A 15497-nucleotide genomic window follows, 5' to 3' on the forward strand; every position below is an offset into this window, starting at 1 on the left:
ATGAGCGCGCTCGAACCCTATCACCACAAACGCGATTTCAAGGTGACCCCCGAACCCAAGGGACGAGCCGGTCGCAGGCGCGGCAACAGCTTCGTGATCCAGAAGCACGACGCCAGGCGGCTGCATTATGATTTCCGGCTCGAGATGGACGGCGTGCTCAAAAGCTGGGCGGTAACCAAGGGACCCAGCCTGGTCCCCGGCGAAAAGCGCCTTGCCGTGCATGTCGAGGACCATCCGCTCGACTATGGAGATTTCGAGGGAACCATCCCCAAGGGGGAATATGGCGGCGGCACCGTGGTCCTGTGGGATCGGGGCACTTGGCAGTCGATCGGGGATGCGCATCGGGGCTATGACAAGGGGCATCTGGAATTCGAGCTGAAGGGCGAAAAGCTTGCCGGCCGCTGGCATCTGATCCGGATGCGCGGCAAGCCACGCGAAAAGCGCGAGAACTGGCTACTGATCAAGGCAGAGGACGAGGCCGCTCGTCCGCCGGACGCCCCCGACATTCTGGAGGAACGGCCGGAATCGGTGAAGACGGGCCGCGATGTCGCCGAGATTGCGGGCGAAGAACCGGGCTGGTCATCCAAGACGGGCAGGATTGCTCCCAAGGCCAGGCGGACCCGGCAACCAGCAGGTCGACACAAGCCCGGCACCGTCTCCGATCCGGCCTCGATCAAGGGGGCAAAGAGGACGCCGATGCCGGATTTTGTCGAGCCGACGCTCGCGACGCTCGTTGCCAAGGCGCCGACCGGTCCCGATTGGATCCACGAGATCAAATTCGATGGCTATCGCCTGCAGGCGCGCATCGAGGCAGGGCGGGTCAAGCTCCTGACCCGCAGCGGTCTCGATTGGACCGGAAAGTTCGGCAAGCGGGTGCCGGCAGCATTGCAGGCCCTGCCGATAGGCTCGGCGCTGCTCGATGGCGAGTTGGTGGTCGAGGCCGGCACAGGAGCCTCTGATTTTTCCTCTCTGCAGGCCGATCTGAGCGAGGGTCGCTCCGACCGCTTCGTCTATTATGGCTTCGATCTCATCCATCTTGACGGCTATGACCTCCGGGCCTTGCCGCTCGTCCGGCGCAAGATGCTTTTGCAGGAACTGCTCGCCGATGCCGGGGCGGAGATCCGCTTTTCCGATCACTTCGAGGCGAGCGGCGCCATGGTCCTGCGTCACGCCTGCCGGCTGAGCCTCGAAGGCATCGTCTCCAAGCTTCGCACAGCCCCCTACCAATCCGGGCGCGGCAGGAGCTGGGTCAAGTCCAAATGCTCGGCGCGCCAGGACTTCGTGGTCGCCGGCTATGTGCCATCGACGATATCCCGAAAGGCGATCGGATCGCTCGTCCTCGGCGTCTATGAAGACGGGGGCCTGGAGCCGGTCGGCCGGGTCGGCACCGGATTCACCCGTTCGGTCGCCGAAGCTCTGTTCGGGCGCCTGGAGGGCATGCGCGTCAAGCAGAACCCGTTTGCCCGCCCGCTCACCGCCGAGGAAGGGCGGGAGGTGCGTTTCACGCGCCCGGACTTGGTGGCCGAGGTGGAATTCCGGGCCTGGACGGCCGATCGTCATCTGCGCCATGCTGCCTTTCGCGGTCTTCGCGAGGACAAGCCGGCAAAAGAGGTCGTCAGGGAGACCAGGAAAAAGGCAGGAACCATGGCTGCAGCACCGCGCCGAACCGTGAAGCTCACCCATCCCGACCGGCTCTATTGGCCGCAGGAAGGCGTGACGAAGGAAGGGCTTGCCGACTACTATGCCGAGGTCTGGCGCGCCATGGCCCCCTTCGTCGTCGGCCGACCGCTGGCCCTGCTGCGTTGTCCCGATGGCATCGAGGGACCTCGCTTCTTCCAAAAGCACGCCTGGAAGGGCGTGAACGAGCACATTCTTCAGGTGAGCGACCCCAAGGACCGGGATGGCGAGCCCCTGATCGCGATCGAGGACCTCGACGGCCTGATCGGCCTGGTCCAGGCTGCCGTCCTGGAGATCCACCCGTGGGGATCGACGCTCGCCGATTGGGAGCGGCCCGATATGATCACAATGGATCTCGATCCCGGTGACGATGTCGCGTGGGGCGAGGTCATCGCAGCCGCCGAACAGGTGAAGGAGCGGCTGGAACAGGCCGGGTTAACTGCTTTCGTGAAGACGTCGGGTGGCAAGGGGCTGCATGTAGTCGCTCCCTTGAAGCCGAAAGCCAACTGGCCGAAGGTCAAGGCCTTCACCAAGGCCATGGCCGATGCCATGGCCGCCGACAGTCCGGATCGCTTCGTCTCAACCATCGCCAAGGCAAAACGCCACGGCAAGATCCTGATCGATTATCTGCGCAATCAGCGCGGCTCAACGGCGGTTGCGCCCTATTCGACGCGGGCGCGGCCGGGTGCCGCCGTTTCCATGCCGCTCGCCTGGGAGGAACTGGCGCCCGCGATCGGGCCGGCCTATTTCACCGTGACGAATACGCCGACGCGGCTATCGGCCCTTGCCGCCGATCCCTGGGCGCATTTCCTCGAGGCGGCCGTGCCTCTCGAAGCCCGGACGGTGCGCAAAACAGCTTGAGAGAGGGCGGTACGGAGATCAGCGTCGTGCCTCGCGCGCCAGGCTCCGGCGCAGGGCATCCATGATGCTGACCACCTTGCCGGGCACTTCGGTCTTGGGCTGGGCCGCGGACCGACGCCGCCCTTTCTTCTTGGTGGCGATAATTTCGAGAAGACGCTCCTGCACGGGATCGCGGACCATCTCTGGGCTCCAGGATTTCGTGCGCCCATCGATCAATTTTTGCATGAGCTGCAGCGCGGCCTGATCGGGACTGATATTGCCGAGCTTGTCGAAATAGGTGCCGGGGTCACGGACCTCGTCGCCGAAACGCAGGGTCCACACGACGATGCCCTTGCCGCGGGGCTCCAGCATTACCGCACGCTCCCGCCGATACATCACCAGGCGGGCAATGCCGACCATATGCGTCGTCGCCATGGCGTCCCGGATGACCGCGAAAGCTTCCTCCCCGACAGGATCGTCCGGCGTCAGATAATGCGGCTTGTCGAGCCAGATCCATTCAATGTCCTCCTGCGGCGCGAAGAGTTCGATGTCGATGGTCCGGGTGCTTTCCAGAGCGACGGCCTCGATCTCGTCTTCCTCGAGCATGACATAGTCTTCCTCGCCGCGCTGATAGCCCTTGACCTCGTCGTCCTCCTCGACGTGCTTCCCAGTGATCGCATCGACATATTGACTGACGATACGATTGCCGGTCGCGCGGTTGAGCGTATGGAACCGGACTTTCTCGCTCTCCGACGTCGCCGGCGTCAGCGCCACCGGGCAGGTGACCAGCGAGAGTTTGAGGTAGCCTTTCCAGAACGGGCGAGAAACCATGGGGCTTTCTCCTGAGGCAAGGCACGTTCATGTCTGAACGCCGGGAGGCTCTTTCTATGTCTCCCGCACGAAGATATCGGCGTTTGTCGTCACCGCGTGGGGCCAAGGGCGCTCGGTGATGCGGGCGTCCGGATCGAGCTGACCATCGGAGATGACATGCCAGACCGTGTTGAGGCGGTCGCCGCGCGACAATCCGCTATAGGAACAAAGCAAATCTCCGCCAGCGGTCGAGGCCGCGAAGGCAAAACTGATGCAATGTCCGAGATGAAGGCCCGAGACGGCGATCTCCGTGCCGTAGAAGCCGCTTTCGAGGAGCGCCGTCTTGAAAGTGCCGGTGATCCTGCCTTCCGCATCATCGGTAATGGTGAGGATCGATCCGTATTGGTTCTTCCATCTGCCTACCCAGCTCATTCCAGTCCTCCCTATCGGCTCTCCCGCCCTTGTCGGCGCGGTCGCGCCGGGCGAATGAGACGATGTGCGCCGACGGGACGGCGTGCTCTCGGCATGTCCGCGAGGGACCATTCCTGAAGAAGAACAAGCTTCGGCGCGGATTGTTTCATGCCGCCGACCGGAGCTGTGGCCAATCTCGATGGCCTGAGCGACGCCAAGGCTTGCCAATCACCGTGGTGTGACGGGTAGCGACAAACCCAACCAGCCTCATCCCTCTGGATGCCTTGAGGAACTCCATATCCGCTGGGCAGTTAGATTCTCGATTACACGAGAGGGAACGGCCATGATGGATATCCGCGAAAATATGGAAGTCGTTGACGCCAATGATCAACATGTCGGCATTGTAGAAAGCGTGGAAGGCTCCTCGATCAAGTTGAGCAGCGAGGATATCCTGGATCCCCGGGAGCCTTTCATCGACATATCCCAGGTGTCCGCGGTCGAGGGGAACAAGGTGAGGTTGCGGCAGAAGGTATCGGCCGTTGCGACGCGAGCTTTCCTGTCTTCCGAGGAATAGGCAGCCGCGCTTGCCAGAGCGACGGCTGCCTCATGCCGCAACGGGTATTTTCCGAGCCAGTTAATGCGCGGGCGCGTAGGTCACGATTTCGCTCGCCGCATTTTCGACCGCTGGCTTGGAATAGAGCAGGGGCACATATTGTCCATCGGCCCAGAGCGGCGCGAGATCGCGATAATGGGGGCTGAAGGGATTTCCCGATTGTCCGGGCGCGTTGATGACGCGGCTGGCATCCCAATTGCCGACATCCAGCACCATGCGGAAGGAAGCGCCAGAGGTCAGGCGAAAGTCCGAGCTGCGATAGCTCGTGGCATGGGGCACGTTGCTGGCACCTCCGAGCTCGAGCGGGCCCACACGCATTTGCGCCTGGGTCGAGGGGTCGGCAAGCGACGTGAGCGCGTGATCGAATTGGGCATGGTGCAGCCGGCCCCAGCGCCATTGGCCGGCATCCTCGCCGAGAAGCTTGGAAACCTCCGCGACCGCCGCGCCGATGCTCCGCAGCAGCAGCTTGTCGCGTGCCGCGGCCGGATCGGTGCCGAGCGAGGCGTCCGGTTTCTCCAGAAGCTCGAACATCGCGCCGACGCTCGGCTTGGGAATGAGGGAGCGAGCCGCCTCCGGCACGGTGGCGTTCACCAGCGCCGGACCGATATGCTTGCTGATCCACACCTCGAACAGGGCGGCGGCCGCGCTGTCGCGGTCATCGCGCGCATTCCAACCACGCAAGAGCTGCAGCCCCTTGCCTATCTGGGGATCATCGGATTGCAGCGGCTTGAGGAGCACGATCAGCCGGCGGCCAAGCATGGTGGTGTCGTCGTTCTGCAAGTCCATTGCGTCGGCGAGGCTGAATTTCTTCTTGTCCTGCAGTACCTCGACGATGCGGTCCCAGCGGGCGGGATTGGCCCAGGAATCGAAGCCGATGCGGCGCTGCGCGACCGGATAGTCGGGCGGCAGGTTCATCTGGTTGGCGGTGGCGAAATAGCCGGTCTTTGGATTGAAGACGCTCGGCAATTCATCCAGGCGCAAAAAGCCCTGCCATTCATAGCGCCCGTCGCCCGGCACCGGCAGCAGACCGTCATAGCTGAGGCGGCGCGGCGCCATCCCACCCGGCTGCCAGCCGATATTGCCCCTGGTATCGGCATAGATCTGGTTTTCCGAGGGCGCGCCCCAGCGCTTCATCGCAGCCTGGAATTCAGGCCAGGTCTTCGCCGTCATGTAGTCGGACGAGCCGAAATAGGCCGAGGTTCCCGGCTCGAACCAGACGGAGCGAATGGTAAAAGCCAGATTGCGCTTGGCATCGGTGGCAAGAACCGGCCCGTGCCGGGTGAAGCGCATCTCGATCTCTTGTGGCTCGGCGCCCTTGACCTCGACCTTTTCGCGCACGATCCGTACCGGTTCCCAGTCCGTGCCGAACTTGACCTGATCGGGATTGCTCGGATTGAGTGCCTCGACATAGAGATCTTCCTGGTCCATGCCGAAGATCGTCAGGCCGAAAGCGATGCGGCCATTATGGCCGATCGAAATGCCGGGCAGCGCCGGTTCGCCGGCGCCGATCACATTCATGCCCGGCGCGACGAGGTGAACGATATAGCGCAGGGACGGCACGCTATGGTCGCGATGCGGATCATTGGCCAGGATCGGACGCCTGGTTGCCGTGCGTTTGCCGGAGACGACCCAATTGTTGGAGCCGATCGTCTCGACCTTGGTCTGCGCCTGGGCAAGGAGGGTGTCAGGATCATAGGCCTGCGCCGCCTTCTTGCCCGCCCCGAACTTCACCGGATCGGTCGCAAGCGTGTAGTCCTTGAGCACATCCCGTGGAATTGAACAGGGATCGAGGCCATCGGGAAGCTTCGTCGTCCAGGCGGGTTCGAATTGAGCCTGGAGCCTGTCGGCCTGGAGCCCGGCAGCGCAGGCAATTTGTGCGCGCTGCACTTCGAGCTCGACATTGCGCGTCAGACCGTGACTGCGGATGCGCACGATATCGTCCGCATTCCACAGATCGGGACGCGAGCCGGCGATCTTGAACTCCTCGGGTAGCGGCTGCGCACCCTCCCGCGTTTCCTGGACATAGGCGTTGACGCCGGCAACGAAGGCGTCCGCGTAGTCTTTCGCATGCGGCCCGTAGGACTGCCATTCCTTGCCCATGTCGCCGCGATAGAGGAACAGGCGTGCCGCACGGTCCTGCTCGACATAGCTCGGACCGAAATCCCTGGCCAGAAGACCAAGGCCGCGCTTGCGCCACAGATCAATCTGCCACAGGCGGTCGCGCGCGGCATTGTAGCCTTGCATGAAGAAGGCATCGCGCCGGTTGGCGGTATAGAGATGCGCGATACCCCAGTGATCGAGGATCATTGTGGCAGGTTGCTGCAAACCGCGGATATTGTGGGTCTGTTGCCGTACACCCGATGAGATTTCCGCAAGAGCAGGTGGAACCCAAGCGACCAACGCGACGGAGCTTAGAAAGATGGTCAGGCTACGAAGCATATCAATGACCTTATTTTTCTATGCGGTACACTTTTGAAAATTATGATTATTTTGAACAGGACGCGAATAGTGGCGTCATTTCTATCGTCAGACAAGATGCTTATCTTCGTCTCTTCCGGAATATCCGTCGCCAGAGCCGCATGTCTTGCTTGAATTGGACACCGCGAGGCCAAGCCTCGCCGTCGCAGGCGGATAGCGTGCATGGGCGGGGGCAGACCTGGGCCGTCGTGTCAAAATAGGTTTAATTTACTGAAAAAAATCTTGCAGTAACAATATGTTATTGCATATTTTTCAATTCATGAATGAAATCTTGTGCCGTATAGGCGAAAGGGCTCAAGGCACCATTTGCGATGCCCTAGCGGCCGTGAAGATCGCCGTTCTTGACGGTGTTGTTCTCTTTGGAGCTGTCCGCGAGCACGAGAAAGCGCGCCGATAAAGGCAGGCTGGCGCCGCCGAGCGCGCGGGCATGAATGCCCACGGTTCCCTCGCGCACATGGGGCGTTCTAAGTCCCTCAACGTCGATTCTGCCGAATGCCTCGCGCACGGCGTCGACCAGGCGCGCCCTGACATCGGACGGCATCCAGCCATCGATGACGGCTGCCTCGAAATCGATCACGGCACAGGACGAGACGATGGCGTACGCCAGGGCGTCGGCCGCCTTGCGGATCCAGAGCTCGACTTCCTCACCCAGATCGCCCCATACCTCGGGCGATGTCCATAGATGCGCGGCTTCGATGCCGCGTTCCTTCAACGCCTTTTCCAGCATGGCGATGGAGGCGACGTCGATAAGCTGGGTCGGCCTGCCGTCAGGGCCGGGGACAGGCATGGAGCCGAGCGCGCCGGCATTGCCGGTCTGGCCGCCGAACAGGCGGCCGTTCAACACGATACCCCCTCCGGCAAAGGCGCCGATATAGAAATAGACGAAGTCACGCACGCCTGCGAACTGACCGAAGACGAGTTCGGCCCCACAGGCTGCGGTGGCGTCATTCTCCAGATAGACCGGAAAATCGCAATTCGACTGGAGGTCGGCCTGGATGCTGCGATCGCGCCATTCGTCCATCACGGCGGGCGGGGCACCGGCCGCATCGGCCCAGTTCCACAGCTCGAACGGCATGGCGATGCCGAGCCCCGCGATGCGTTTGTTCGCGGCAGGACTGAGCGTTGCCCTGATGGACGCGATGCCTTCGAGCGCAAAGCCAATCGTCTCGCCCGGAGCAGGGTAGTGGTAGGACTTGTGCAGCATCGCGCGCACATTGCCCAGGAAATCGATCAGCACCAGATCGGCGCTGCGCCGGCCGATCTTCAGGCCGAGGAAATAGGCGCCTTCCGGATTGAGCGCCATGGGGATCGAGGGCTGGCCGATGCGTCCGCGCACCGGCTCCTGGCGCGTCAGCAAGCCTGCTTCTTCCAGTTCCCGCATGATCACCGAAACGGTCTGCAGTGACAGGCTGGTCATGCGGGCGATGTCGGATTTGGCCAGGGCGCCGTGCTCGCGAACGAGCGAGAGCACGATACGCTCGTTGTGGTCGCGCATACCACTCTGGTTGGTGCCGCGATGAAAGCGGTTCTCGGCCAGTTCGGGCGAACCAGCCTTCTGGGTGCCAGCCTCCATCCCATTTCCTCCCCGTAAGCAGAGTTTCTTAATATTGCCCGTTCGCGGACAATATTAAGAAACTCTGCAAGTGTCTGAAATCTTGCACCTTCCTCTCGTTCGAATCCGTGGCTCGAACGAGAGGAAGCTGCATTGGGCTACATCGCTCCTTTCACCAAGAATGGGCGCTTCGTGCAAGGGCGTCAATAAATAACTAAATAAGACTTATTTATTTATTGACAAGGCAGGCAGGGATGATGTTTTTTATGTCCAGGCGCCAATGCGGCAATGAAGGCGCCCCGAAAGCGAGGTCCGGGCAGCCGGCCAAGCGATCCAAAATGGGAGGAATATGATGAAAAAACGTGTCCTGAAGTCGGCGCTGTTGTGCGTCAGCGCCCTGTCTCTCGGTGTCTTTGCGACCCCAGGCTTTGCAGCCGATGTCGGTGCCTGCCTGATCACCAAGACCGACACCAATCCCTTCTTCGTAAAGATGAAGGAGGGCGCGACTGCCAAGGCCAAGGAGCTTGGCGTCAACCTCAAGGCCTATGCGGGCAAGATCGACGGTGACAATGAGAGCCAGGTCTCGGCCATCGAATCCTGCATCGCCGACGGGGCAAAGGGCATTTTGCTGGTGCCTTCGGACTCCAAGGCCATCATCGACTCCGTCAAGAAGGCCCGCGCCGCCGGCATCCTCGTTATCGCGCTGGACACGCCGCTGGAGCCGATCGACGCCGCCGACGCCACCTTCGCCACCGACAATTTCAAGGCCGGCGAACTGATCGGCCAATGGGCGCAGGCGACGCTGGGCGGCAAGGCCAAGGAAGCCAAGATCGCCTATCTCGATCTCAATCCGAGCCAGCCGACCGTCGATGTCCTGCGCGACCAGGGCTTCATGAGTGGGTTCGGCATTTCCAAGATCGCCAATCCGACCAAGATCCAGGATTGGGGCGATGCCCGCAACGTCTGCCACGACGTGACCAACGGTAATGAAGAGGGTGGCCGGTCCGCCATGGAGAATTGTCTCCAGAAGGACCCGATGATCAACGTCGTCTACACCATCAACGAACCGGCCGCTGCGGGCGCCTATGAGGCGCTGAAGTCCGTCGGCCGCGAGAAGGACGTGCTGCTCGTCTCGGTCGACGGTGGCTGCCCGGGCGTGAAGAACGTCGCTGAGGGCGTCATCGGCGCCACCTCGCAGCAATATCCGCTCAAGATGGCGGCCATGGGCATCGAAGCCATCAAGAAATTCGCCGATAGCGGCGAGAAGCCCAAGCCCACCGAAGGCAAGGCGTTCTTCGACACCGGCGCCACCCTCGTCACCGACAAGCCGGCTTCCGGCGTCGAATCCATCGACACCAAGAAAGGTAAGGACCTGTGCTGGGGCTGATCTGAGCTCAGCCCGGCCAACGTTCAATCTTGTTCTTACGGAGGAGCGGCCCCCGCGCCGCTCCTTTTGCGAGGGGCCCCGCCCCGCGGGAGGAGACCAAAGATATGACCGATCCTTCGGCAAATGTCGGACGTCCACAGGACTTCGAAAAAGTCCTCTCGGGCAGCGACACCAGCGTAGCCAGTTTCGACGTTCACAAGAAATCACTCCTGGAAAAGGCACAGCACTTCCTGCACGGAAATCCGGCGATGGTGCCGTTGATCGTGCTGGTACTGTCCACCGCCATCTTCGGCATCATCCTGGGCAGTAAGTTCTTTTCGGCCTTTTCATTGACGCTGATCCTGCAGCAGGTGGCCATCACCGGTATCGTCGGCGCAGCGCAGACTCTGGTCATCCTGACGGCCGGCATCGACCTCTCGGTCGGCGCGATCATGGTGCTGTCCTCCGTTGTGATGGGGCAGTTCACCTTCCGGTACGGCCTGCCGGTTCCCCTATCGATCCTGTGCGGCTTCGCCTGCGGTGCCCTCTGCGGCTATATCAACGGACTGCTCGTCTCCCGCATGAAGCTGCCGCCCTTCATCGTCACGCTGGGCAGCTGGCAGATCATCCTGGCAGCCAATTTCCTCTACTCGGCCAATGAGACGATCCGCAGCCAGGACATCGCGGCCCAGGCCCCGCTGCTGCAACTCTTCGGTGCGAGCTTCCGCTTCGGAGGCGCGGTCTTGACGGCCGGCGTGGTCGCCATGGTGCTGTTGGTCGCGGTCCTGTGGTACGTGCTCAATCACACTGCCTGGGGCCGGCATGTCTATGCCGTGGGCGATGATCCCGACGCGGCCGAACTTTCCGGCGTCGGCACCAACAAGATGCTGCTCCAGGTCTATACGTTGTCCGGCCTCATCTGCGCCCTGGCGGGCTGGGTCCTGATCGGCCGCCTCGGCTCGGTTTCACCGACCTCCGGCCAGTTTGCCAATATCGAGTCGATCACCGCGGTGGTCATCGGCGGCATCTCCCTGTTCGGAGGCCGCGGCTCGATCCTGGGCATGATCTTCGGCGCCCTGATCGTCGGCGTGTTCCAGCTCGGCCTCAGGCTGGTCGGCACCGACCCGCAATGGACCTACCTGCTCATCGGCGTTCTCATCATCGGCGCCGTGACCGTCGACCAGTGGATCAGAAAGGTTGCAGGCTAATGGCACAGGAACCCATTCTCAGCGCACGCGGCCTGATCAAGCGCTATGGCCGGGTCACCGCTCTCAACAATTGCGAGTTCGACCTCTATCCCGGTGAGATCCTCGCCGTGATCGGCGATAACGGGGCTGGCAAATCGTCCCTGATCAAGGCCTTGTCGGGCGCCATCACGCCCGACGAGGGGGAAATCAGGCTCGACGGCAAGGTCGTCAACTTCAAGTCGCCCATCGATGCCCGCGAAGCGGGGATCGAGTGCGTGTACCAGAACCTGGCTCTGTCGCCGGCCCTGTCCATCGCCGACAACATGTTCCTGGGGCGGGAGATCCGCAAGCCCGGCATCCTCGGCCAATGGTTCAAGATGCTCGACAGGCCCGCCATGGAAAAGCGGGCCCGCGAGAAGCTGACCGAACTCGGCCTGATGACCATCCAGAACATCGGCCAGGCGGTCGAGACCCTGTCGGGTGGCCAGCGCCAGGGCGTCGCGGTGGCGCGTGCGGCCGCCTTCGGATCGAAGGTGGTTTTCATGGACGAGCCGACTGCCGCTCTCGGCGTCAAGGAAAGCCGCCGTGTCCTGGAACTCATCCTCGACGTGAAGCGGCGGGGGCTGCCGATCGTGCTGATCTCGCACAACATGCCGCATGTCTTCGAGGTGGCCGATCGCATCCACATCCACCGGCTCGGCCGGCGGCTCTGCGTTATCAATCCCCGAGACTACACGATGTCCGACGCGGTCGCCTTCATGACGGGTGCCAAGAGCCCGCCGGAGGAACTGGTCGCAGCCTGACAGATACGAGGGCCGGGGGGCGTTGTCCCCCCGGCTGGCGTGTTTCTTGCTTCGCCTCCTTATCGACGAAGCCATCAGGAGACGATGCTCCATACCAAAAGCAGCATCGTCTCCCAACCCGAGAAAGGCCACCATGGCGCTGAACCCAACGCTCGCACGGGTCACCTATCGGATCGTGGAGCGGTCCGCCGCCCTTCGCCGTCCCTATCTCGCGCGCATGGCGCGCGCCCGGGCCGCCGGCACCGTTCGCGCCCATCTGTCCTGCGGCAACCAGGCCCATGCCTATGCGGCCATGCCGGCGGACGACAAGGCGACGCTGGTCAAGGGCGGCGCAGGCAATCTCGGCATCATCAGCGCCTATAACGACATGCTCTCGGCGCACCAGCCCTATGAAAGCTACCCCGACCTGATCCGCGCGGCGGCGCGTACGGCCGGCGGCACGGCGCAGATGGCCGGCGGTGTTCCGGCGATGTGCGACGGCGTCACCCAGGGCCAGGCCGGAATGGAGCTGTCGCTGTTCTCGCGCGATGCCATCGCCATGGCAGCCGGCATCGCGCTCAGCCACAACACCTTCGATTCGATCGTCTATCTCGGTGTCTGCGACAAGATCGTGCCGGGCCTCGTCATTGCGGCGGCCGCCTTTGGCCATATGCCGGCGATCTTCGTGCCGGCCGGGCCGATGGCGAGCGGCATCCCCAATGATGAGAAGTCCAAGGTGCGCCAGCTCTTCGCCACGGGCCAATGCGGGCGCGACAAGCTGATGCAAGCGGAGATGGCGGCCTATCACGGGCCGGGCACCTGCACTTTCTACGGCACGGCCAACACCAACCAGATGCTGATGGAATTCATGGGCCTGCATTTGCCGGGTTCGAGCTTCGTCAATCCCAACACGCCCCTGCGCGATGCGCTCACCGTGGAAGCCGCCAGGCGTGCCTTGTCGATCTCGGCCCTGGGCAACGACTACACGCCGGTCTGCGACGTGCTCGACGAGCGCGCCTTCGTCAACGGCATCGTCGGGCTCAACGCCACGGGCGGCTCCACCAATCTGCTCATTCACATGATCGCCATGGCGCGGGCGGCCGGGATCGTGCTCGACTGGCAGGACTTTGCCGATCTTTCGGACGTAACGCCCCTGATGGCACGCGTCTATCCGAACGGGCTCGCGGACGTGAACCATTTCCATGCCGCGGGCGGTCTCGGCTTCATGATCGGCGAACTGCTCGAAGCCGGGCTGCTGCATCCCGACACGCGCACCGTGGCCGGCGAGGGGCTGGCCCGCTACACCCACGAACCGAAGCTGATCGATGGCGCCCTGGTGTGGTCGGAGGGTACGAGCGCGTCGCTGAACCCCAAGGTGCTGCGGTCGGCCGGTGAACCATTCCAGCCGACAGGCGGCCTCAAGCGGCTCCGAGGCAATCTCGGCACCGGCGTGATGAAGGTTTCGGCCGTGGCACCGGAGCGCCATGTCGTCGAGGCGCCGGCACGCGTCTTCGCCGACCAGGAGGCGGTCAAGCAGGCCTTCCGCGCCGGCGAATTCACCGACGATACTGTGGTGGTGGTGCGCTTCCAGGGGCCGAAAGCCAATGGCATGCCGGAACTGCACAGCCTGACCCCGATGCTCTCCGTGCTGCAGGACAAGGGGCTGAAGGTTGCCCTCGTCACTGATGGCCGGATGTCGGGCGCTTCCGGCAAGGTGCCCGCGGCGATCCATGTCAGTCCCGAGGCGCTCGACGGAGGGCCGCTTGCCAGGCTCGAAGACGGTGACCTCGTGCGCGTCGATGCGGTTTCGGGCACGATCGACGTGCTGACGCTGGGAGCGCTCGAGCGGGCGAACGTCCAGCCGGATCTCGCCGGCAACGAATTCGGGGTCGGGCGCGAGCTCTTCGGCTTGTTTCGCCGGCAGGTCTCGGCGGCGGAAAACGGCGCCTCGCCTCTGTTTGGATGATCGGGGCGCCCATTCCAGCGTGCACCGGCATCGCGGGTGTGCATTCGGCTTATTCGGTTGAGTCGAAATCGTCCTCTCGCATGGCCAGCATCGCGGCCAGCGTGGACAGGCCGCTATCGAGCTGGTCCATGGTCGGGCTGGCCAGCGCCAGCCGGACGGCGTTGGGCGCATGGCCTGGCGTCACGGCGAAGGTCGTGGAGGGAGACAGGGCAATGTCGCGCCTGGCCGCCGCCGCGACGAAGGTTTGCGAGCGCCAATGCGCCGGCAATGTCAGCCATAGATGGTAGCACTTTTCGTTGGTTTGAATCTCGAAGCCCGAAAGGCGCTCGGCGGCCAGCTTCTGGCGCGCGCGGGCATCCAGGCGTTTCAGCCTGGAGAGTTCGGCAGCGGTGCCATCGCCCATCAGTCGCTGCGCCGCCGCAAAGGCAAAGCCGGAGGCGGTCCATCCGCCCGAGCGCACCGAAGCCATGATGGTCTCGCGCAAACGCTGCGGCGGCACGATGAAGCCCAAAGTCAGGCCCGGCGCGACCTTCTTGGACAGGGAGTCGATGACGACGCACCGTGCCGGCGCGAGAGCTGCGAGCGGCGGCTCGTCGTCGAGGAAGCCGTAGACATTGTCCTCGATGATCGGAAGGTCGAGCTTTTCGGCGACGTGCAGAAGGTCGGCCCGGCGCGCCGCGCTCATCGTCATGTTCAGCGGGTTTTGGACAGCCGGCTGGACGTAGAGCGCCGAAAGATGGGCCTCATGGTGCGCCTTTTGCACCGAGTCGGGACGCAGGCCGCCCTCGTCCATCGCCAAGGGCACCAGCGTGATGCCGAGCCGCGCGGCAACGCCCTTGATGAAAGGGTAGGTCAAGGCCTCGACGCCGCAGCGCCCGCCGGTCGGAACGATGGCGGCAAGGGCGGCCGCCAGGCTCTGGCGGCCATTGCCGGTAAAGACGAGTTGCTCCGGGGTTGGCGACCAAGCGTCCCGCGAAAGGAAGGAGGAGGCTAGGGTTCGCAACGCCGGGGTTCCGATGCTGGTCGCCTGCCTCAGTGCAATGTCGAGGGCGGCGGGTTGTTCCAGGCCATCAAGACTTTTAGCAATGAGCGTAGTCTGATTGGGAAGCAAAGGGTAATTGAATTCGAGATCGATCCGAATGCCGCTCGGCTCGCTTGGCGCTGCCACGCCGCGCCTGGCATCGCCCGAAATGAAGGTGCCCCGGCCGGTTTCGCCGACCACAAGGCCGCGACGCAACAGCTCGGCGTAGACGCGGCTTGCCGTCGAGGCGGCAATCTTGCGCTCATAGGCAAAGTTGCGTTGAGGGGGCAGGCGATCGCCTGGGCTGAGCCTGCCGTCCGCTATGTCCGCGGCAATCTCGTCGGCCAGCTTCAGATATTCGGACTTTGACATTATTGCACCGAGAGCAATGTTATAATTGCACCGAGAAGCATATCGGATCATTCTATCTTCATCAACCGGATTGTACCGGGAATTGCGAAGATTTCTACGGTTCGGAACGGCCAGCTCGCCAAGGCTTGCGGCAACGGCGTCGCATTGCCCGAAGCAATTATTGGAGATCGGAAATGTCTGCTCCCCTGTCGACCATCACTCACCCCGCGATCGCGAAGAAGCCCGACGCATTGTATCGGCAGCTCGCGGCGTTTTACGATGGAATGCTGCGCTTTTTTGCCCGGCGTGCCGCCCTCGCGGACTTGCGCGAATACGATGATTTCGCCCTGCGCGACATCGGCCTCACACGCGGCGATATCGAAGCGGCGGTCTATGGCCGTGCCGTCCCGCCCGACCGGACGAGGATGTCATGATCCCCGCTT

The 15497-nt window shown here is 63.0% G+C and carries 12 protein-coding genes; 7 read left to right on the top strand and 5 right to left on the bottom strand.

The features are described 5' to 3' along the window. Window positions 1-2538: a DNA ligase D gene (ligD, locus tag AB4037_RS04150; protein ID WP_441770627.1), complete on the top strand. Its 2538-nt coding sequence runs from the start codon at window positions 1-3 to the stop codon at window positions 2536-2538. 18 nt (window positions 2539-2556) lie between these two features. On the opposite strand, the gene ku is transcribed toward ligD, so the two are convergent. Further along, window positions 2557-3348, bottom strand: a complete 792-nt coding sequence (gene ku / locus AB4037_RS04155; RefSeq protein ID WP_441770628.1) for a non-homologous end joining protein Ku — start codon at window positions 3346-3348, stop codon at window positions 2557-2559. Between the two features lie 54 nt (window positions 3349-3402). Further along, a complete protein-coding gene (locus tag AB4037_RS04160; RefSeq protein WP_441770629.1) occupies window positions 3403-3759 on the bottom strand; it encodes an avidin/streptavidin family protein in 357 nt (118 codons plus the stop codon). Window positions 3760-4081: 322 nt separating this feature from the next. Here AB4037_RS04160 and AB4037_RS04165 point away from each other — a divergent pair, with 322 nt between their 5' ends. Continuing rightward, window positions 4082-4312, top strand: a complete 231-nt coding sequence (locus AB4037_RS04165; protein ID WP_434960632.1) for a DUF2171 domain-containing protein — start codon at window positions 4082-4084, stop codon at window positions 4310-4312. 60 nt (window positions 4313-4372) lie between these two features. Here AB4037_RS04165 and AB4037_RS04170 read toward each other — a convergent pair whose 3' ends face one another. Beyond that, window positions 4373-6658, bottom strand: coding sequence for a penicillin acylase family protein (locus tag AB4037_RS04170; RefSeq protein WP_441770630.1), 2286 nt, complete (start codon window positions 6656-6658; stop codon window positions 4373-4375). A 487-nt stretch (window positions 6659-7145) separates the two neighbouring features. Continuing rightward, window positions 7146-8402 carry an ROK family transcriptional regulator gene (locus AB4037_RS04175; protein WP_441770631.1) on the bottom strand — a complete coding sequence of 419 codons (1257 nt, stop codon included), beginning with the start codon at window positions 8400-8402 and terminating at the stop codon, window positions 7146-7148. 331 nt (window positions 8403-8733) lie between these two features. On the opposite strand from AB4037_RS04175, the gene AB4037_RS04180 reads away from it, so the two are divergent. The 4 genes from AB4037_RS04180 to edd all read left to right on the top strand — a co-directional run bounded on the left by AB4037_RS04180 (window position 8734) and on the right by edd (window position 13682). Next, a complete protein-coding gene (locus tag AB4037_RS04180; RefSeq protein WP_441770632.1) occupies window positions 8734-9768 on the top strand; it encodes a sugar ABC transporter substrate-binding protein in 1035 nt (344 codons plus the stop codon). Between the two features lie 104 nt (window positions 9769-9872). Next, complete coding sequence (locus AB4037_RS04185) at window positions 9873-10955, top strand: ABC transporter permease (protein ID WP_434960635.1); 1083 nt, start codon at window positions 9873-9875, stop codon at window positions 10953-10955. Continuing rightward, window positions 10955-11737, top strand: coding sequence for an ATP-binding cassette domain-containing protein (locus tag AB4037_RS04190; RefSeq protein WP_434960636.1), 783 nt, complete (start codon window positions 10955-10957; stop codon window positions 11735-11737). Before AB4037_RS04185 ends, AB4037_RS04190 begins: the two co-directional genes overlap by 1 nt. A 133-nt stretch (window positions 11738-11870) precedes the next feature. Further along, window positions 11871-13682 carry a phosphogluconate dehydratase gene (gene edd / locus AB4037_RS04195; RefSeq protein ID WP_441770633.1) on the top strand — a complete coding sequence of 604 codons (1812 nt, stop codon included), beginning with the start codon at window positions 11871-11873 and terminating at the stop codon, window positions 13680-13682. Window positions 13683-13731: 49 nt separating this feature from the next. On the opposite strand, the gene AB4037_RS04200 is transcribed toward edd, so the two are convergent. Further along, on the bottom strand, window positions 13732-15075 hold the full coding sequence (locus AB4037_RS04200; protein WP_441770634.1) for an aminotransferase-like domain-containing protein: 1344 nt from the start codon (window positions 15073-15075) through the stop codon (window positions 13732-13734). A 173-nt stretch (window positions 15076-15248) separates the two neighbouring features. On the opposite strand from AB4037_RS04200, the gene AB4037_RS04205 reads away from it, so the two are divergent. Then, window positions 15249-15488 carry a DUF1127 domain-containing protein gene (locus AB4037_RS04205; protein ID WP_441770635.1) on the top strand — a complete coding sequence of 80 codons (240 nt, stop codon included), beginning with the start codon at window positions 15249-15251 and terminating at the stop codon, window positions 15486-15488. Window positions 15489-15497: the final 9 nt, after the last annotated feature.

The sequence above is a fragment of the Labrys sp. KB_33_2 genome (genome assembly GCF_052114505.1).
Classification (GTDB): Bacteria; Pseudomonadota; Alphaproteobacteria; order Rhizobiales; family Labraceae; genus Labrys.

Coding starts and splice junctions, on each gene's coding strand:
- ligD (WP_441770627.1), top strand. CDS start 1: ATGAGCGCGCTCGAACCCTATCACCACAAACGCGATTTCAAGGTGACC.
- ku (WP_441770628.1), bottom strand. CDS start 3,348: ATGGTTTCTCGCCCGTTCTGGAAAGGCTACCTCAAACTCTCGCTGGTC.
- AB4037_RS04160 (WP_441770629.1), bottom strand. CDS start 3,759: ATGAGCTGGGTAGGCAGATGGAAGAACCAATACGGATCGATCCTCACC.
- AB4037_RS04165 (WP_434960632.1), top strand. CDS start 4,082: ATGATGGATATCCGCGAAAATATGGAAGTCGTTGACGCCAATGATCAA.
- AB4037_RS04170 (WP_441770630.1), bottom strand. CDS start 6,658: ATGATCCTCGATCACTGGGGTATCGCGCATCTCTATACCGCCAACCGG.
- AB4037_RS04175 (WP_441770631.1), bottom strand. CDS start 8,402: ATGGAGGCTGGCACCCAGAAGGCTGGTTCGCCCGAACTGGCCGAGAAC.
- AB4037_RS04180 (WP_441770632.1), top strand. CDS start 8,734: ATGAAAAAACGTGTCCTGAAGTCGGCGCTGTTGTGCGTCAGCGCCCTG.
- AB4037_RS04185 (WP_434960635.1), top strand. CDS start 9,873: ATGACCGATCCTTCGGCAAATGTCGGACGTCCACAGGACTTCGAAAAA.
- AB4037_RS04190 (WP_434960636.1), top strand. CDS start 10,955: ATGGCACAGGAACCCATTCTCAGCGCACGCGGCCTGATCAAGCGCTAT.
- edd (WP_441770633.1), top strand. CDS start 11,871: ATGGCGCTGAACCCAACGCTCGCACGGGTCACCTATCGGATCGTGGAG.
- AB4037_RS04200 (WP_441770634.1), bottom strand. CDS start 15,075: ATGTCAAAGTCCGAATATCTGAAGCTGGCCGACGAGATTGCCGCGGAC.
- AB4037_RS04205 (WP_441770635.1), top strand. CDS start 15,249: ATGTCTGCTCCCCTGTCGACCATCACTCACCCCGCGATCGCGAAGAAG.